Origin of the sequence: Microbacterium enclense, from assembly GCA_038182865.1 — a bacterium.
Lineage (GTDB): Bacteria > Actinomycetota > Actinomycetes > Actinomycetales > Microbacteriaceae > Microbacterium > Microbacterium enclense_B.
This window is the reverse complement of sequence record CP116226.1, coordinates 827489-845877: the sequence shown is the minus strand read 5'-3', so window position 1 is coordinate 845877 and position 18389 is coordinate 827489. Positions and strand designations below refer to the sequence as shown.

Sequence of the window (18389 nt, the reverse complement as noted above, 5' to 3'; positions counted from 1 at the left end):
CGCCCGGGCCCCGCGCGCGAGCGGCGCCGCGGCCGGGCCTCCCCGCGCGGGCGGCGCCTCGCCCGAAGGGGGCGTGGTGACGAGGCGCAGACACGGAAGGCGCGGGAGCGAGGAGCGCGGCCGGGAAAAGCGGATGCCACGTGCTCGATGAGCACGTGGCATCCGGGGCGGGCGAACCCGCCGGGGGGAGAGGGGACGCGCACCCGAAACGCGTCGTCCTCGGAGGGGTCTGTCAGACGGGCTTGCGTCCGCTGATCAAGCGGAACAGCAGCACGATGAGGGCGATGAGGCCGACGATGATCGCGATCCACAGCAGGAAGCTGGCGGCCTGGCTGAGACCGCTCACGATGGCGATCACGATCGCGGCGACGATGATGATGATGAGGAAGATGTTCATGGGGGGCTCCTTGCAATTCGCCGCGCCGAACGCGGCACCGGGCGAGTGGTGATTCAACGGTGTCACTTGCGGCGTATCCGCGCAGGGGGTTGACGTTCCTGGAAATCGGCTGATAGCCGCGCGTGCTGTCAACCCGCAGTCTGGTCGGCGCCGGTCGTCGTAGCGTCGGTTTCCCGACGGAAGGAGACGGCCATGCCCCAGGGGCGAGGATCCAACAGTCTGAAAGACCCGGAACTCTACGAGGAATTGCGCAAACAGGGCGACTCGAAGGAGGAGGCCGCGCGCATCTCGAACGCGGCCGCCGCGCAAGGGCGCGGCGCGGTCGGGGAGAAGGGCGGCCACGCCGAGAACTACGAAGACCGCACCGTCGACGAGTTGAAGAAGCGCGCGAAGGAGCTCGGTATCACCGGCTACTCGGGCAAGAAGAAGGCGGAGCTGATCGACCTGCTCCGCAACCACTGACGTATGCCGCGTCTCATCCGCGTTCGCCCCTACGAAGACCCGGGCTATCGCCGCGTGCGGTCGGGATCGGGCTACCGCTTCGTCGATCACACCGGGGCCGCGGTTCCCGAAGGTGACGCGGAACGGGCGCGGGGTCTGGTGATCCCGCCCGCGTGGCGCGAGGTGTGGATCGCGAAGGAGCCCAACGCGCACATCCAGGCGGTGGGCACGGACGAAGCCGGTCGTCGGCAGTACACGTATCACGCCGACTGGTCGAAGAGGCAGGACAAGGGCAAGTTCGCGCGCGCCCTGCAGCTCGCCGAGGCGCTGCCGCGGGCCCGCGCCCGGGTCACGCAGTCGCTGCGTCGCAGCGACATCGACCGCGAGCGGGTGCTGGCGGTGTCGTTCCGCTTCCTCGACCTCGTGGCGCCCCGCGTGGGCAATGCGCGGTACTTCGTCACGAACGGCAGTCGAGGTCTCACGACCCTCCAGCGGCGCGACGCGACGGTCGAGGGCGACCTCATCCGCCTGTCTTTCCCGGCGAAGAGCGGCAAGCGCGCCGACCTGCGCGTGCACGATGCCGAGTTGGCATCCCTCGTCGAAGAGCTCGCCCTCGGGCGTTCGCGTGCCGCTCTGCTCAGCTACAGACGCGGCCGTCGGCGCGTGCCGCTGACGCCCGGCGACGTGAACGCCTACGTCCGCTCGCTCACCGGCGGGCCGTTCAGCGCGAAAGACTTCCGGACCCTCCGCGGGACGATCCTCGCGGCCGAGTCGCTCGCCACCGTCGGCGCTGTCGGCGGCAAGAACGAGCGCAAGAAGGCCGAGGTGGCCGCGGTGCGCGCGACCGCCGAGGCGCTCGGCAACACTCCGGCCGTCGCGCGCTCGAGCTACATCGACCCCCGCGTGTTCTCGCTCTATCGCAAGGGCCGCACGATGGAGTTGGGCGGATCGAAGGATGCCGCGATCAGGCGGCTGATCCTCGGGGAGTGATCGCGTCGACGACGTCGGGGAGCTCGGGGACGGGGACGACGACGACGTCCTGGATCTTCCCGTCGAGCGCGACGCAGCCATCCCGGGCGCTCTCGACGTCGAGCAGCGCGACTCTGCGCCGGCGGGGGACGACGAACGCCTCGATGTGGAAGACGTGACCCTCGTCGCGCACGCGACTCCCCGCCGCGGCGACCCAGGGCAGACCCGCGAGGTACTGGTCCACCCGGTCGACGAGGGGATGCGGGTGGGCGTCGTCGAAGGTCGTCGCGCGGGCGTCCATGAGGTCGATCACGGCGGCGCGCAGGTTGCTCACCCCGTCGTGCACGATGCTGCCCGCGATGAAGATCGCCGCAGCGGCATCCATCCACCACCATCCGATCCCGATGCCGAGCACACCCACGATCGTGCCGACCGACGTCATCCAGTCGGCCTTGTTCATGTCGGCGTCGGCGTAGAGCACCTTGTCGTGCAGCTCGCGCGCGAGGCCGAGCTTCATGCGTCCCACGATCACCGGGGGGACCGCCGTGACCGCCATCACGGCGACCATCAGCCAGCCCAGCCAGATGGTCGCCCCGAAGAGATTCACGGTGCCGATCGTGGGGTGCTCACCCGTCACCAGGCCGATGCCGGAATCGATGATCAAGAACGCCCCCATCGCGGTGAGGGCGACAGCGGCGACGAGGTGTCCGACCGCGACCGAACGGTGGAACCCGTAGGGGTGACGCACGGTCGGGCGGCGGCGGGCGAGGCGGACCGCGATGAGGAACGCGATCGGCGGGATGAACGACAGCAGGTCCTCGATCCACGCGGCCTTCATCGCCTGGGAGTTGCCGAGCACGAGGAACACGAGGGTCGCGGTCACCACGAGGAACGCGAGGGTGATCCACTCCAGGCGGATCGCGCGACGGAGCACGTGTGCCTGACGCTCGGGCAGCTCGGTGCGGCCGAAGCGCGCGGTCTCAGGACTCATCGGCCGACACCGTGCGTGGAGGCTTCGTCGGTCAAGAAGGTCTCGAGGCGCGAGACGAAGGCGTTCTCGCCGAGCGGCACGAGCATGACGATCTTCGCCGTCGATCCATCCTCGAGCGTGACCTCGCCGTAGGGGCGGGTCATGCCGGCCTTGTTCGTCCACGGCGTCTGGTCGGTGAGGCCGCCCGCGACGACGTCGAGGTCATCGTTCTCCAGGCCCCGGACGAGTGCTTCCTCCGAGCCGACGGTCCATTCCACCCGGGCGTCCAGCGTCTCGGCGAAGTCGGTGAGCGTGTCGACCTCGCTGCCGCTGGGCTCGTCGCCGTCGACGCGGACGAAGTCGCCGTGGGGGGAGACGCCGGCGCGCAGCACGCCGCCTTCGACGTGATCGAGGGTGCCCTGCGGGTCGCTGGGAATCCGGATGCCGCACCCGCCGAGGACGAGGGCGCACAGGGTGACCGCGACGGCGGTCACCGTTCTCGATCTGGTCATGATGCGGACCTTCCCTTGCAGCCTCCGGTGACGGGGACGCGGGGATTCTGCGCCGCCGGGGCCGGTGCTGTCGCGGGGGTTGCGTCACCCGCGTCGCGCTCGTAGAGCTCCGTGCGGCGATGCCCGGGCTGAGTGTCCACGACGCCCGGACGTCTCGAGAGATCGTCCGGGTGTCGTGGACACCCGAGCGGCTTTCCTTGGGGTGCGGCGGCGTAGGGTGGCGCGGTGAGCATGTGGCGTGACGTGGTCCTCGTCGCCGTCGGCGGAGCGATCGGCACGGCTGCGCGCGCCGGCCTCACGCTGGCGTTCGGCGACGATCTCGGGCCCGCCCTCGTGCCGCTCATCAACATCGCCGGCGCGTTCGCCATCGGCATCCTGTTCGGATGGAGGGCTCGGATGCCGGAGTCCTCCCGCGCGCAGCGGACGCAGCTGTTCCTCGGAACCGGTGTGCTCGGCGGCTTCACGACGTACAGCGCGCTCGCCGTGGAGTCCGCGGATCTCGCGCTGCTGTGGTGGGGGGTGGCGACGGTGCTCGTCGGCACGGCGGCGGCCTGGTTCGGGGTGAGGATCGGGCGCGGGAGTCTCCCGCGCCGCTGACGCTTGTCTGCGTCCAGAGAAAATGGTACAAATGTGCCACTTCCTGGCGCAGCTGTGCTGCGCCGTGACCCCGACCCGGAGGTTCGACGATGAACACCGCCCCGAAGATCGTCACGCTCGGCGCGCATGTCCTCGACACGATCGTGCAGCCCGTCGACGCCATCCCCGACGGGCAGGGCTCGTTGCTGGTCGATGAGATCGTCATGTCGGCCGCGGGACCCGCCGGCGGTACCGCGCTCGTCCTCGCGAAGCTCGGCGCCCGCGTCGTCACCAGCGGGTCGGTCGGCGACGACGTGACCGGGCGGGTGCTGGTGGGACTCCTGGCCGACGCCGGCGTCGACGTGGGCAACCTGCGAACGGGGGAGCTGCCGACGTCGGCGTCGGTGCTGCCCATCCGCTCCGACGGTTCGCGCCCCGCGCTGCACGTCGTCGGGGCCAACGCGCTCGCCGCGGACATCGTGCCCTGGGACGCCATCGCGGCCGCCGACCACGTCCACATCGGCGCCCCCGAGCTCCTCGGCCCCGAGAACGTCATCGAGATCCTCGACGACGCGCGCGATCACGGGGCGACGACCTCCCTCGACTTCCTCATCGGCGGCGAGCCCGCGTTCTACGCTCTCATCGAGCCGCTTCTCGCGCACACCGACTACGTGTTGCCGAACGCCGAGCAGGCGCTCGGGTGGACCGCGGCCGTTGACCTGCACGCGGCGGCCCGAGCCCTGGCGGCGGCGGGTGCTCGAGTGGTCGCGATCACCGACGGTGGTCGCGACATCGTCCTCGTCGAGGCGGGGGAGCTCACCGAGATCCCGATCGTCCCCTCCGAGCCCGTCGACACCAGTGGGGGCGGCGACGCCTTCTCCGCCGGTTTCGTGTTCGCGAAGCTCCGCGGGCGTTCGTCGCTGGAGGCCGCGCGGTTCGGCTCGGCGACCGCCGCCCAGGTGGTCGCGGGGGTCGGGACGTCGCACGGCACGTACGATGCGGCATCCATCGAGGCGACCCTGGCGCGAGTCGCCCGATGATCTATGTGCGCGACGCGGTCGCGGCCGCGTGCCGAGCTCTGGCCGACGAGGGGCTGGTCAAGAGCACGGCCGGAAACGTCAGCGTGCGGGTGGGCGACGCGATCGCGATCACCGCCACCGGAGTGGTGTTCGCCGAGGCGGTGGCCGACGACATCGTGATCGTTCATCCCGACGGGATGATCGCGGGAGCGCTCGCCCCGAGCTCGGAGCTCGCGCTGCACCGCGCCGCCTACGCCGACGACGCGGTGGGCGCGGTCGTGCATACGCACGCGCCCGCGGCGGTGGCGCTCTCTCTCGTCGCCGACCGTCTGCCCTGCGTGCACTATCAGCAGCTCTCGCTCGGCGGGGAGGTCGCCGTCGTACCGTTCGCGGTCTTCGGATCGGCAGAGTTGGCCGCCGCCACCGGCGACGCCCTCGCCGCCGCGAACGCCGTGATCCTCGCCCACCACGGCGCCGTCACCACCGGCCGCGATCTCGCCGGTGCCATCGCGAACACCGCTCTGCTGGAATGGGCGTGCGACATCTACCTCCGCGCACGGGCGGTGGGGGAGCCGGCCGAACTCACCCCGGCTCAGCAGGCGGACGTCATCGCCGCCGCCGTCGCGACGGGATACGGACAGAAGCACGAGGTCTGACATGAACGCCGCCACGGCCGCCACCTCCTTCGATTCGCTGAGTCCGCTCGACGGGCGAGTCGTCGGCCGCTTCGCGATCCACGATGCCGACGGCGTGGGCGCCGCCGTCGCCCGAGCCCGCCGCGCGAGCCGCGGGTGGGTGGCGCTCGGCTTCGACGGCCGGCGTCGCGTGCTGCGGGCGTGGCGGCGCGACATCGTGGCGCACCTCGACGACCTCATCGCCCTCGTGCGCGCCGAGACGGGCAAGCCCACGGGCGACGCGCGGCTCGAGATCATGCTCGCGCTCGACCACCTCGCGTGGGCCGCGTCGAACGCGCGCCGGACGCTGCGCCGTCGCCGCGTGGCATCCGGGATCCTCATGGTCAATCAGGCGTCCAGCGTGGGATACGTGCCCTACGGGGTCGTGGGCGTGATCGGGCCGTGGAACTATCCCGTCTTCACGCCGATGGGATCACTCGCCTACGCTCTCGCCGCGGGCAACACGGTGGTCTTCAAGCCCAGTGAGTACACGCCCGGGGTCGGCTCGTGGCTGCGATCCGCGTTCGTCCGGGCCGGTGGACCCGCCGACGCGTTCACCGTGGTCACCGGCCTCGGCGACACCGGCGCCGCCCTGTGCCGAGCGGGGGTCGACAAGATCGCCTTCACCGGTTCGACCGCGACGGGAAAGGCCGTCATGGCGGCGTGTGCCGAGACCCTCACCCCGGTCGTGATCGAGGCGGGCGGCAAGGACGCCCTGCTCGTGGACGAGGATGCCGACCTCTCCGCGGCGGCCGAGGCGGCGGTGTGGGGTGCCTACTCGAACGCGGGGCAGACGTGCATCGGCATCGAGCGCGTCTACGCGCACGAGAAGATCTACGACCGCTTCGTCGATGCCGTCGCCGAGCGCACCCGCGAGCTGCGCGCCGGGACGGACGCCGAGGCACGCGTGGGGCCGCTCACGATGCCGCGCCAAGCGGATGTCGTGCGCGCGCACGTGGCCGACGCGCTCGATCACGGCGGCACGCTGCGCGTGGGGAGCGCCCCCGGCGCGGGCACGACGATCCCGCCCGTGCTGCTGACGGGTGTCGACGAGCGGTCGCGGGCGGTGCGCGAGGAGACGTTCGGTCCCACGCTCGTGGTCAACCGCGTGGCCTCCATGGACGAAGCCGTCGAGAAGGCCAATGCCGTGCGCTACGGCCTGTCGGGCGCGGTGTTCTCGAAGAGGCGCGGCACCGAGTTGGCCCTGCGTCTGCGCGGCGGGATGATCGCGATCAACTCCGTGATCTCGTTCGCGGCCGTGCCCGCGCTGCCGTTCGGCGGGGTGGGCGATTCCGGCTTCGGGCGGATCCACGGGGCCGACGGCCTCCGTGAGTTCGCGTCCGCGAAGGCGCTCACACGCCAGCGTTTCCGCCTGTTGACGCTCACGACCATGAGGCGCACCGCGAAGACCGACCGGCTCGTCGACCGGATCATCCGCCTGCTGTACGGGTGAGGCGGAGAGGCCTCGCCGGAAAGCCCGTCACCGCACCGAGCGCACGCGCATGATGAGGATCGAGCCCAGGAGCCCCGCGACCCCGCTCGCGAGGAACAGTCCCGCGAACCCGCCGAAGAGGACGACGGCACCGGCGCCGAGCAGCGGCCCGAAGGCCTGGGGGCCGGCGAGGGCGATGTTCATGATCCCGACGTCCTTCCCCCGTGTCTCGGCCGAGGGGAGCACCTGGGTCGCCAGGGCCTGGTCGACGGCGAAGAAGCACCCCTGACCGAGACCCAGCAGCACGGCCCCCACGACCGCTGTCGCCTCGGCGGGCGCCACGGCGAGGAGAAGCGCCGCCACCGCCTGTGCCGCCCCGGACGCGAGGACGAAGACCCGTCGACGCCCCACGACGTCGCTGAGCTTTCCGAGGGCCACGGATGCCACGATCGTGACGACCATGTAGATGACGGTGGTGAACACCAGGAACCCGGTCGGGTCGGCCACGCGCAGCGCGAACGTGAAGAAGTACAGCAGCATCGTCGTGGCGATCGCGTTGCCGAGGTTGATGAGCACGCGGCTGGCGACGGTCCACGCGAAGTCGGGGTGCCGACGCGGGTCGACCCAGATCGATGACACGATGCCGCGGAGCGTCAGCGGTCCGAGTCGCGCGGCCTCCGCGTCGGTCAGCGGGACATCGTGCAGTCGCAGCAGGAACGGCACCGCGAGGACCACGGCGCAGACCGCCAGCGACAGATAGCCCGACGCGGTCGTCGTGAACACCGCCGTCACCAGCACCATCCCGAGCAGGATGCCGAGGGCGTTCGGCGCCGAGATCCACCCGGAGACGAGCCCGCGTTGATTCTCGGGCACGCGGTCGGCCATCACCGCCGTGAGCGCGGCCGAGGCCATGCAGAATCCGATCATCGTCACGGTCCACAGCACGACGGTGCCGAGTGTCTCGGTCTGGAGGCCGAGGAGGCCGAGCCCCGCACCCACCACGAGCACGCCGCCGAGGATCCAGGGGCGACGGCGCCCGAACCGCGACCGGGTGCGGTCGCTGAGCGCGCCGACGATCGGATACGCCACGACGACGAACGCTCCCGCGACCGCGCTGACGAGCCCGTACGCGACGAGTGAGCTCAGCCACTGCTCCGACGTGTGCTGCGCGGCGATCTGAAGGGGGAGCAGCACCTGTACCGGGACGAGCTGCGCCATCCACAGGCCCAGCCACACCCCCGCGAAGGCCGCGATCCAGCCGGCCCGCACCGGTCGGGTCGGCTCGGCATAGGCCGTGAGCATCGGCGGCTGCGTCTCGGCGTTCACCGGTGGTCGCCCGCGCGTGTGGGGGCCAGGGTCGACTGGGCCCAGCGTCCCGCTTCGGCGACGGCTTCGCGGGCGTCACGGAGGGCGCCGCAGGCGTTGAAGAAGCCATGGATCTGCCCGGTGTGGGTGACCAGCGTCGTCGGCACTCCGGCCGCCTCGAGGCGCGCGGCGTAATCGACGCCCTCGTCGCGCAGGACGTCGAAGCCCGAGACGGCGACGTAGGCGGGAGCGACGCCGGCGAGGTCATCGGTGAGGATCGGCGAGACGAGGGGATCATCGGCGCTGCCTCCCCCGCTGAGGTAGTGCGCGGCGTACCAGTCCATCTGCGTCTCGGTCAGGAAGAACCCGTCGCGGAAGAGGGCGTACGAGCGCCGCTTCCGTGAGAGGTCGGTCACGGGGCAGAAGAGGATCTGGAACGCGGGTGCTCCCGCATCGTCGTCACGCGCGACGTTCGAGATGATCGCGGCGAGGTTTCCTCCGGCGCTCTCTCCGCCGACCCCGACGGTGCCGGGAGTTCCGCCCCAGCGTGCGGCGTTGTCGCGCGTCCACCGGAACGCGTCGACCGCGTCGTTCATACCGCGCGGGAACGGGAACTCCGGAGCGAGACGGTAGTCGACCGAGACCACCGTCATTCCCGTCGTCACTGCGAGCGTCCGGCAGACGGCGTCCCCGCTGTCGATCGAGCCCAGCACCCATCCGCCGCCGTGGAAGTACACGACGGTGCCACGGGCGGGGCGGTCGAGGCGCGCGCGATAGACCCGGCCCCTCACGGCGCCGTCGCGGGTGGGGATCGAGATGTCTTCGCGCTGCGCGAGTCGCGTGCCGCTGGCGAACGTCCAGGCTTCGCGTTCGATGTGGGCGCGTGCGTCGGGGAGCGGCAGCTCTTCGAAACGAGCTCCCGGGGAGCTGTTCATGACCTTCAACGAGGTCTGGACGGCCGGGTGCAGCGCGTTGCCGTCGATCGTGACGGGGGCACCGGCCGCGGCGCGGAGAACGGCCGGGGGGAGAGAGCCGAGGGCTCGAGCGCCGACGCGCAGGAGGCGGTCGGAAAAGCGGGGGCGGATCATCGCGGGTGAACCCTTCTGTCGAACACGGCGTCGTGTCGACTATCGGGTCACTTTATTGCACAGAAGTACAGTTTTGTGTGACGAAGTCGTGAACTTCATCGGCTTCGAGGTGACACCTGGGTATTTACCTGTACATTTGTGCCGACTAGGCGGGCGGTCTCTCGAGCGCCGATGTGGCGGCGAGGGTCACGAAGCCGACGAGCACGGCGCGCAGCGCGTGCGCCAGAGACTGGTACTGAACGACCTCGGAACGAGCGATGCGATGAAGAGCGAAGCCGTCGATCACGGCGACGACCGCCGCGGCGGCGTGCGGATCGGTCACGCCGTTGGTGCGCAGCACCGCCGCAGCGAGCGAGCGCGTCTCGTCGAGGATGCGCTCGACGTGCACGCGCAGCGCCGGGTGCCGCGACGCGAAGAGATAGATCTCGAACTGCGCGACCGTGTGGTCCGCCGACTGCTGACGGACGATCTCGACGAACTCGTCGATCGCGGCGCCGGGACGGTTCTCCCCGTTCTCGAGGAGCGCACGGAACTGCTGCAGGCGCTCGAACTCCGCCGCCATGGCGTGGGCGACGGCTTCGCCGATCATGTCGTCGAGCGAGGCGAAGAAGTAGGTCGTGGAGGAGTGCGGCACCCCGGCTGCCGCGGCCACGGAACGGTGGGTCACTCCCGAGATCCCGCGCTCGGCGATGATCGCGAGTGTCGCCTCCAGCAGCAGTTCGCGCCGCGCACGACCCCTTGCGCGCATCGACCTGTTCGTCGTCTCGCTCACCGAGTCCTCCTCGCCGACCCGACCGGTCGGCATCGCATCAGAAACGGAGCAAGCCTATGACCGCGTCCCCGCTCGAGCCCGATCCCCCGGTCGATGTCGTCGTCGTCGGCGCCGGGCTGTCGGGCCTCACCGCGGCGCGTCGCATGCGTCAATACGGTCTGTCGGTCCGCGTGCTCGAGGCGGCGAGCCGTGTGGGCGGGCGTGTGCACTCCGCCCGCGTCGACGGCGTGCACGTCGACCTCGGGGGAACGTTCGTCGGACCGGGGCAGGACCGCGTCATCGCCCTGGCAGACGAGATGGGGGTGTCCCGGTCCCGAACGTTCGGCGCGGGGCAGAACGTGCTCCGCTGGCGCGGCCAGCGTCGTCGCTACCGGGGAACGGTGCCCCCGATGGGCGCGAGTCTGCTCGACGTGGGCCGTGTGCAGCTGATGATCGATCGCCTCGCCCGCACGGTGCCGTGCGGTGATCCGGCGGCCGCACCCCGCGCGAGCGAGTGGGATGCCGAGAGCCTCGGCTCGTGGCTGCGTCGCAGTCACGCGTCGGCGGCCGCGCGCGATCTGATCGCGATCGCGGGACGGACCACCTGGGGGTGCGAACCCGACGAGATCTCGCTGCTGCACGCGTTGCACTACATCCATCAGGCCGGCGGACTGTCGTCGATGCTCGACACCGAGGGTGGGGCGCAAGAGGAGCACTTCGTCGAAGGCTCGCACGAGATCGCCCTGCGCATCGCCGCCGAGCTCGGCGACGACGTGTGGCTCGACGCGCCCGTCAAACGCATCGAGACGACCGCTGACGCGGTGATCGTCGGGGCGAGGGGCGAGAGCGTTCGCGCGCGCTGCGTCGTGGTGGCCGTGCCGCCCGCCGTGCGCGGGCGGATCACCTTCTCGCCTGGCCTCCCGGCTCGACACGCCCAGATGGTCCAACGCTGGCCGGCCGGCGTGCTGTCGAAGGCGTACGCGGTGTACGAGAGGCCCTTCTGGCGCGACCAGGACCTGTCGGGTCAGGGGATCTCCGACACCGGACCCGTCTTCATCACCTTCGATGCGGGCCCCGAGACCGGCGATGGTCCTGGCATCCTGCTCGGGTTCATCGGGGGCGTGTACGCGCGCGAGTGGGACGATCTCCCGCTCGCCGAGCGGCGAGCCCGAGCCCTGTCGTCTTTCGCCGACCTGTTCGGCTCTCGCGCGCTGGATGCCACCGGCTACATCGACCAGCGCTGGGGGGCCGACCCGTGGGTCGGGGGTGGGCCCACCGCCGCGCCGGGCCCCGGGGCGGTCGTCCCCTATGCCGCCACCCTCGCCATCCCGGCGGGTCGTGTCCTGTGGGCCGGTACCGAGACGGCCGACCGGTGGACGGGCTTCATGGATGGGGCGGTCCGCGCCGGGGAACGCGCCGCGCTCCAGGCGCGCGGGCTCGTCGCGGTCGGAACCCCGGGGTCGACCGCAACGGTTTCATCCGCATCTCGACAGACGGGAGTCGCCTCATGACCTGGCGCCGCGAGTACAGCCACCTCACCACCGCATCGGCCGATGCGGTCTGGAAACGATGGACGACTCCCGAGGACTGGGCGGTCGACGATCCCGATCTGCGTCGTGCCGAGTTCGCCGTGCCGGCGCGGGTGGGGGCGAAGGGGCGAGTGGTCAACCACGGCACGCCCGGGCAGACGTTCACGTTCACGGAGCTGCAGCCGGGCGTGGCGATGAACTTCCGCATCCCCTTGCCGGGTGCTGTGCTGACCTTCCCCCACCGCATGCGGCAGACCCCGAACGGCCTGTCGGTGACGCACGGGGTGGAGATCTCCGGCCCCCTCGCGGCGGTGTTCGGTCGCCTCGTGGGCCGCAAGATCGCGGCCGGGCTGCCCGCCGTCGTGCGGTTGGTCACCACGAACGCGCTCTCCGACATGGCGGCCGAGGGGTGAAGGAGCCGTCGTGTCGATCCTGATGACGCTGACGGCGGCGGCGATGTGGGTCAACACCGCACCGATCCGTCGCGCGCTCGCCCGCGACGATTACCTCGTCACCTTGTCGCCCGATCGTCGGCCCGTCGACCCACCCCCGCATCTTCGCCGCACGGGTCGGGTCGTCGTGACGCGGCGGGAGGGGCTCTCGGTCATCCGGTACGAGCCGGCCACGCGCACCCCCGGGCTCGAGCTGATGTACCTGCCGGGCGGCGGGCTCGTGAACCCGCTCGTCGCCGAGCACTGGTGGATCGTCGCGCGCCTCGCCCGCGCCACGGGGGCGGCGGTCACCGTCGTGAACTACCCCCTCGCGCCCGAGCACGACGCAGCGGACACCGCGGCCTTCATCGACGCCGAGTACGAGCGCCTCGCGCAGCGATCGGGCTTGTCGCGGCTCATCGTCGCGGGTGATTCAGCGGGCGGCACGCTCGCCCTGGGGCTCACCGCCCGCGCCGATCGCCGCCCCGACGCTCTGGTGCTCTTCTCCCCCTGGCTCGACCTCGAACTCGCGCACCCGGGGATCGCGAGCCGAATGCGCCGTGACCCCTCGCTGAGAGTGCCGGGACTCCGAGCCGCGGCGGACGCGTGGGCGAACGGCCGCTCGCTCCGAGATCCCGGGCTCAACCCCATCCGTGCCGATCTCTCGAGCCTCCCGCCGACGGTGATCTTCCAGGGCGGCCGTGACATCTTCTTCGACGACACGATGTCCTTCTTCGCGCGCGCACGGGCGGCGGGTGCCCCGGTGCGCGTGGTGGCCGCCCCCGATGGCTTTCACGTCTACGTGGGCGCGTTCTGGACGGTCGAGGCCCGCGCCGCGTACGCGCTGGTCGGCGAGATCGCCCGAGATCCGTCACGGGTGGTGACGTAGTAGGACAAATGTGCAAGAATCTCGCCCAGGGTGACGACGGTGCGCCCGGGACCAGGAGACACGATGGCTGCGCGATACGACCTCGCGAAGGTGAAGCTCGGCACGCTCATGACCGACCCCGACGCGGAGAGCATCATCCTCGACGTCATTCCCGACCTCAAGAAGAGCCCGACGTACCTCGTCGCCCGCACGCTGACCGCGAGCGCGGCGCTGCAGCTGGCCGCCGCGCAGCTCGGGGCGGAGAAGGCCGCAGAGCTGCGTCGCCGCGTGGAGGCGCTCGAGGCCTGAGGCCCGACCTCACCAGGCGGTCCCGCATCACCCGCTTCGCCGCACGGGGCACGCGCATCTCCACCCTCATCGTCGAGCATGCGACGCTCCAGCACGTCGACCTGCGAGAAGCGGACCTCGGTGGTGTCGCGGGGCTGGGAGCCCTCCGCGGGGCGACGATCTCTCTCTCCCCCCCCGGGGGGCAGCTCCCGCAGCCGGCCCCCGTGCTCGCGGCCGACCGGGGTATCGCCGTCAGCGACTGATCGCTCCATCCGTTCGATGTCGGAGACCCGGTCTCGCGTCGAAGGGCGGGTCGAGTGGTTCCCTCCTCCGTCCACGCCTCGGAGGCGGTGCTCGCCGACCTCCTCGGCGTAGATTGACGCACGTGACTCCGCTCGTCTTCGCCGCCGTCGCCCTGGCCGGGGGAGCCGGTGCGGCCGCGCGGTACCTCCTCGACGTCGCCATCCGTCGGCGTACGGGGGAGAGGTTTCCGTGGGGGATTCTCGTCGTCAACCTCTCCGGTGCGTTGGCGCTCGGCATCCTGAGTCCGCTCCCCGCCGACGAAGCCTGGCGGTGGATCGTCGGCACGGGCCTGCTCGGCGGCTATACGACCTTCAGCGCCGTGGCGGTGACGACGGCGCTGCTCGCCGACGAAGGGCGTGCGCGCGCTGCCACCATTTACGCGGTCGTGTCGTTCGTGGGCTCAGTCCTGGCGGCGGCCGTCGGTCTGACCCTGGGCTCGCTGCTCTGACGCCGCCCTTCTCGGAAGGCACATGGGATACTGAGGCTCGATACACCTCTGTATCGACAGCGCACCCGAGAGGTCCTTCGTGTCGTATCTGGCCGTCCTGAGCCTGAAGAACCGCGCCCTCATCGCGCTCGTCACGATCGTCGCGGCGATCTTCGGCGGGCTCGCGCTGACAAGCCTCAAGCAAGAGCTCATCCCCTCGATCGAGTTCCCTCAGCTCGCGGTCGTCACCACCTACCCGGGTGCCTCGCCCGAGGTCGTGGAGGCCGACGTGTCGACGCCGATCGAGAACGCGATCCGCGGTGTCGACGGGCTCGAGTCCACCACGGCGACGAGCACGACGAACTCCTCCATCGTGTCCGCGTCGTTCACCTACGGCACCGACCTGGCCGCCGCGCAGCAGAAGATCCTCGCCGCGATCGCACGCATCAACGATCAGCTGCCCGAGTCGGCCGACACCACGGTCGCGTCGGCGAGCATCGACGACTTCCCCGTGATCCAGCTCGCCGTCACCGGGTTCAGCGACGCGCAAGCGACCCAGTCCACGCTCGAGACGAGCATCGTCCCCGACATCGAAGACATCGAGGGCGTGAACGGTGCCCAGATCGTCGGCGGCACGGGGCAGCGGGTGACCATCACGCCCGACACCGGCAAGCTCTCCGAGCGCGGTTACACCCAGCAGTCGATCACCGATGCCCTCGATGCCAACGGCGTGCTCTTCCCCGGCGGGGCGATCACCGAGGGCGACCAGACACTCACCGTGCAGACCGGCGCGAAGATCACCAGCGTCGACGAGATCGCCGCCCTTCCTCTCGTCCCCTCTGACGCCGCGCAGCTCCGCGCCGGGGCGACCACGATCGGCGACGTCGCCACGGTGGCGCAGCAGGCCGACCCGACCACGACCCTGTCGCGCGTCGACGGTCAGCCGGCGCTGACGATCGCCGTCACGAAGCTCCCGGCCGCGAACACCGTCGACGTCTCGCGCGGGGTGCTCGCGGCGCTACCGACCCTCGAGTCCGCCCTCGGCAACGGCGCGACCTTCACGGTCGTGTTCGACCAGGCGCCGTTCGTCGAGCAGTCGATCGAGGCGCTCGCGCAGGAGGGGCTGTTGGGCCTCGTCTTCGCGGTCGTCGTGATCCTCATCTTCCTGATGTCGGTGCGTTCGACCCTGGTCACCGCGATCTCGATCCCCACGAGCGTGCTCATCACGTTCGTCGGTCTCCAGGCGTTCGGCTACTCGCTCAACATCCTCACGCTCGGCGCCCTCACGATCGCGATCGGACGCGTCGTCGACGACTCGATCGTCGTGATCGAGAACATCAAGCGGCACTACGTGCGCGACGCGGAGAAGATCCCCACGATCGTGCGCGCGGTGCGCGAGGTCGCGGCCGCCATCACGGCATCCACGATCACCTCCGTCGCGGTGTTCCTGCCGATCGCCTTCGTGGGTGATGTCACCGGCGAGCTGTTCCGCCCCTTCTCGCTCACCGTCACGATCGCGATGGCCGCCTCGCTCCTGGTGTCGCTGACGATCGTGCCCGTGCTGGCGTCGTGGTTCCTGAAGCCCGGGAAGGTGATCCGGGATGCCGAGGGCACCCCGATCGATCCCGAAGCCCCCGGCGCGCCGCCCTCCCGCCTGCAGAAGGGCTACGTGCCCGTGCTGCGGTGGACGCTGAAGCACTCGTGGGTCACGCTGACCCTCGCCGTGCTGGTGCTCGGCGGAACGCTGGCCTCGGTGCCGCTGCTGAAGACCGACTTCCTCGGCGACTCCGGCCAGAACACCTTCACCGTGACACAGAAGATCGGCTCGGCTCCGAGCCTGGATGCCGAGGATGCCGCGGCGCAGAAGGTCGAGGCCGTGTTGCTCGACACCCCCGGTGTCGAGACCGTCCAGACCTCGATCGGGTCGAGTGGATCGGCGCTGCGCGACGCGTTCTCCGGCGGGGGATCGGGGATCACCTACTCCATCACGTCGCAGGCGGGGGTCGACCAGGTCGACCTGCGCGAACGCGTGCGCACCGAGCTCGACGCGCTCACGGATGCCGGTGAGATCGAGGTCGCCGCCTCGGGGGGAGGCCTCGGGTCCACCGACATCACCGTCGACGTCACGGCCCCCGACGGCCAGACCCTGCAGCAGGCCAACGACGCCGTGGTCTCGGGGCTCCAGGGTCGTGACGGGATCGGACAGGTCACGAGCAGCCTCTCGGCCTCGCTCCCGTACGTCTCGGTCCGCGTGGATCGCGCCGCCGCCGCCGAACGCGGCCTGTCCGAGCGCACCGTCGGTGCCCTCGTGTCGAACACGATGCAGCCGCGCCAGGCCGGCACGGTCGAGATCGACGGTCGCGGGGTCACGGTGTACGTCGCCGCGAGCAACCCGCCCACCACGGTCGACGCCCTGCGCGCTCTCGAGATCCCGACCGCGACCGGCACCGTCCGCCTCGACGAGATCGCCACGGTCGACGAGAGTCAGACGCCTCCCTCGATCACCACCGCCCGGGGTCTGCGCACCGCGACGGTGACCGTGACCCCCACCACCGACGACCTCGGCAGCTCCTCGTCGAGCGTGAACACCGCGCTCGCCGACGTGCAGCTGCCGGAGGGGGCGACGGCGAAAGTCGGCGGTGCCGTGACCGACCAGCAGGATGCCTTCGGGCAGCTGGGACTCGCGCTGCTGGCGGCGATCCTGATCGTCTACGTCGTGATGGTGGCCACGTTCAAGTCGCTCCGCCAGCCGCTGGAGCTTCTCGTGTCGGTGCCGTTCGCCGCGACCGGGGCGATCCTCCTGCTCCTCGTCACGGGCGTGCCCCTGGGAGTGGCCGGAATGATCGGGGCGCTCATGCTGGTCGGCATCGTGGTGACCAATGCGATCGTGCTCATCGACCTCGTGAACCAGTACCGGGCGAGGGGGCTCAGCGTGTACGAGGCCACCATCGTCGGTGGTTCACGCCGTCTGCGTCCGATCCTCATGACCGCGCTCGCGGCGATCTTCGCGCTCGTGCCGATGGCGTTGGGCATCACCGGGCACGGCGGCTTCATCTCTCAGCCGCTGGCCGTCGTGGTGATCGGCGGACTGGTGTCGTCGACGTTCCTGACCCTGCTGGTGCTTCCGACGCTCTACAACCTCGTGGAGGGAGCCCGAGAGCGTCGCCTCGCGCGGCGCGCTGCACGCTCATCGGACGACGACGGCGCACCGGAGGTCGCGGCTGCGGAGGAGCACCCGCTGAGCCGACGAGAGCTCCGCGACTGGCACTGAGCCGGGCGAGGCGTGGCCTCGACACGCGAGCGCGAAGCGGATCCGCCGCGGCCGATGCGCGGGGGCCGTGTTCGTCGGCGTGGCCGAGAACGGCGCGGGTCGGAATCGGCAGCAGGGGGAGCGATCCGACGAGGCGTACGGAGAGGGGGCGACGCGGGCGACGAGACGCCCCGTGCGCCGGGGTGGTGGTCGACGCCGACGCGGACGCCGGCGCCTCGACCGCTCGGGTGGCGGCGCCGGCAACGGCGTGCGTGAAGATCCCCGACCACCCGAACATGGCGGCGAAGGCGATCACCTCGAAGAGCGCGAGGTTGATGGTGGCCGTCACGAAGAGCCAGGCCCCCGCGAAGAGGAAGACGAAGACCAGGACGGTCGACACCGCGAGACGGCGGCCCAGGCGGTGCAGCAGCACGGGCGTGGTGATCAGCAGGGCCGCGAAGCCGAGGACCATCATGCCCGCGACCTTGTCGTGCAGGTCCTTGTTGCTGTTGAGGGGGACGCAGCCCACGAGCGCCAGGTTGACCCCGATCACGGTGAGGCACAGGAAAGCGACCGACGCCGCTCCCCGTCGCCCGGCCCCGCGGCCCAGGCGGCGCAGATCGCGACGCACGCGCACCGCGTAGACGACCACGAGCACCCCGCCGAGTTTCAGAGTGCTGTTGAACAGGGCACCCGAGACATCGTGGAACGTTCCCAGCTGGCTGAAGTGCAACTGCCACCAGAGCGGATCGGTCGTGGTCACGATCGACGCGAGGATGCCGCCGACGAGCACGACCAGGACCAGGGCGGCCAGGTGCATCGTCGACAGGGCGTCCGCGCGTCGCGCCAGTCGGCGCACGGTGGCGACGACAGCTCGCGGAGACGAGAAGGGGAGGGCGGAAGGAACGGTTTGGCGGACCGCGATGCTCATTTTGGGGTGCTTTCCCTGGGGACGGACCGAAAGTCCCCCAGCACCGCGAGACCCCCGGCCCCCGTCGGCTTAATCGGGTGAACCGAGAATCGCCTTGCTTATGATTCCCGGCGTCGACGGAATCCGTCAGCATGATGCTAACTTTTCTCACGCCCGAAAGGGAAAGTCTTGTTCTTCAAATACCCCAGGTCGCACGGTAAAAATGTGTCCCCCATAAGGGGGACAATT

The 18389-nt window shown here is 70.6% G+C and carries 18 protein-coding genes and 1 pseudogene; 12 read left to right on the top strand and 7 right to left on the bottom strand.

Annotated elements, in window-relative coordinates; all coding sequences use genetic code 11:
* Nucleotides 1–232 precede the first annotated feature (232 nt).
* Nucleotides 233–397: a hypothetical protein gene (locus tag PIR02_03920; GenBank protein ID WZH37812.1), complete on the bottom strand. Its 165-nt coding sequence runs from the start codon at nt 395–397 to the stop codon at nt 233–235.
* A gap of 192 nt (nt 398–589) precedes the next feature.
* Between PIR02_03920 and PIR02_03915 the strand changes: the two genes are divergently transcribed.
* Together PIR02_03915 and PIR02_03910 are read left to right on the top strand one after the other, a co-directional pair.
* Nucleotides 590–859, top strand: a complete 270-nt coding sequence (locus tag PIR02_03915) for a Rho termination factor N-terminal domain-containing protein (protein WZH37811.1) — start codon at nt 590–592, stop codon at nt 857–859.
* Nucleotides 860–862: 3 nt separating this feature from the next.
* Nucleotides 863–1828, top strand: coding sequence for a DNA topoisomerase IB (locus PIR02_03910; GenBank protein WZH37810.1), 966 nt, complete (start codon nt 863–865; stop codon nt 1826–1828).
* Here the strand turns inward: PIR02_03910 and PIR02_03905 are convergent.
* Nucleotides 1803–2798, bottom strand: a complete 996-nt coding sequence (locus PIR02_03905; GenBank protein ID WZH37809.1) for a cation diffusion facilitator family transporter — start codon at nt 2796–2798, stop codon at nt 1803–1805. The two genes, PIR02_03910 and PIR02_03905, sit on opposite strands and share 26 nt — an antisense overlap.
* Nucleotides 2795–3289: a hypothetical protein gene (locus tag PIR02_03900; protein ID WZH37808.1), complete on the bottom strand. Its 495-nt coding sequence runs from the start codon at nt 3287–3289 to the stop codon at nt 2795–2797. The genes PIR02_03905 and PIR02_03900 overlap by 4 nt, the downstream gene beginning before the upstream one ends.
* 231 nt (nt 3290–3520) lie before the next feature.
* Here PIR02_03900 and PIR02_03895 point away from each other — a divergent pair, with 231 nt between their 5' ends.
* From PIR02_03895 to PIR02_03880, 4 genes are all read left to right on the top strand, one after another.
* A complete protein-coding gene (locus tag PIR02_03895; protein ID WZH39078.1) occupies nt 3521–3886 on the top strand; it encodes a CrcB family protein in 366 nt (121 codons plus the stop codon).
* Between the two features lie 89 nt (nt 3887–3975).
* Nucleotides 3976–4905: a carbohydrate kinase family protein gene (locus PIR02_03890; protein ID WZH37807.1), complete on the top strand. Its 930-nt coding sequence runs from the start codon at nt 3976–3978 to the stop codon at nt 4903–4905.
* Entirely contained in the window at nt 4902–5540 is a 639-nt protein-coding gene (locus PIR02_03885) for a class II aldolase/adducin family protein (protein WZH37806.1), read from the top strand. Before PIR02_03890 ends, PIR02_03885 begins: the two co-directional genes overlap by 4 nt.
* Before the next feature lies 1 nt (nt 5541).
* Nucleotides 5542–7011, top strand: coding sequence for an aldehyde dehydrogenase family protein (locus PIR02_03880; protein WZH37805.1), 1470 nt, complete (start codon nt 5542–5544; stop codon nt 7009–7011).
* A gap of 27 nt (nt 7012–7038) precedes the next feature.
* On the opposite strand, the gene PIR02_03875 is transcribed toward PIR02_03880, so the two are convergent.
* The 3 genes from PIR02_03875 to PIR02_03865 form a co-directional block, all read right to left on the bottom strand.
* On the bottom strand, nt 7039–8316 hold the full coding sequence (locus PIR02_03875) for an MFS transporter (GenBank protein WZH37804.1): 1278 nt from the start codon (nt 8314–8316) through the stop codon (nt 7039–7041).
* Entirely contained in the window at nt 8313–9383 is a 1071-nt protein-coding gene (locus PIR02_03870; GenBank protein WZH37803.1) for an alpha/beta hydrolase, read from the bottom strand. Before PIR02_03870 ends, PIR02_03875 begins: the two co-directional genes overlap by 4 nt.
* 145 nt (nt 9384–9528) lie before the next feature.
* On the bottom strand, nt 9529–10155 hold the full coding sequence (locus PIR02_03865; GenBank protein WZH37802.1) for a TetR family transcriptional regulator: 627 nt from the start codon (nt 10153–10155) through the stop codon (nt 9529–9531).
* 56 nt (nt 10156–10211) lie between these two features.
* On the opposite strand from PIR02_03865, the gene PIR02_03860 reads away from it, so the two are divergent.
* The 6 genes from PIR02_03860 to PIR02_03835 all read left to right on the top strand — a co-directional run bounded on the left by PIR02_03860 (nt 10212) and on the right by PIR02_03835 (nt 17251).
* The gene (locus tag PIR02_03860) at nt 10212–11645 is read left to right on the top strand and encodes an FAD-dependent oxidoreductase (protein WZH37801.1); all 1434 of its coding nucleotides are present in this window, start codon (nt 10212–10214) and stop codon (nt 11643–11645) included.
* Entirely contained in the window at nt 11642–12076 is a 435-nt protein-coding gene (locus PIR02_03855) for a hypothetical protein (protein WZH37800.1), read from the top strand. Before PIR02_03860 ends, PIR02_03855 begins: the two co-directional genes overlap by 4 nt.
* 10 nt (nt 12077–12086) lie before the next feature.
* Nucleotides 12087–12983, top strand: a complete 897-nt coding sequence (locus PIR02_03850; GenBank protein ID WZH37799.1) for an alpha/beta hydrolase fold domain-containing protein — start codon at nt 12087–12089, stop codon at nt 12981–12983.
* A gap of 63 nt (nt 12984–13046) precedes the next feature.
* A complete protein-coding gene (locus tag PIR02_03845; GenBank protein ID WZH37798.1) occupies nt 13047–13271 on the top strand; it encodes a hypothetical protein in 225 nt (74 codons plus the stop codon).
* Nucleotides 13272–13635: 364 nt separating this feature from the next.
* Entirely contained in the window at nt 13636–14001 is a 366-nt protein-coding gene (gene crcB, locus PIR02_03840) for a fluoride efflux transporter CrcB (GenBank protein WZH37797.1), read from the top strand.
* Between the two features lie 79 nt (nt 14002–14080).
* On the top strand, nt 14081–17251 hold the full coding sequence (locus PIR02_03835) for an efflux RND transporter permease subunit (GenBank protein ID WZH37796.1): 3171 nt from the start codon (nt 14081–14083) through the stop codon (nt 17249–17251).
* Between the two features lie 265 nt (nt 17252–17516).
* On the opposite strand, the pseudogene PIR02_03830 reads toward PIR02_03835, so the two are convergent.
* Nucleotides 17517–18050: pseudogene (locus tag PIR02_03830) on the bottom strand (DUF998 domain-containing protein).
* Between the last annotated feature and the right edge of the window lie 339 nt (nt 18051–18389).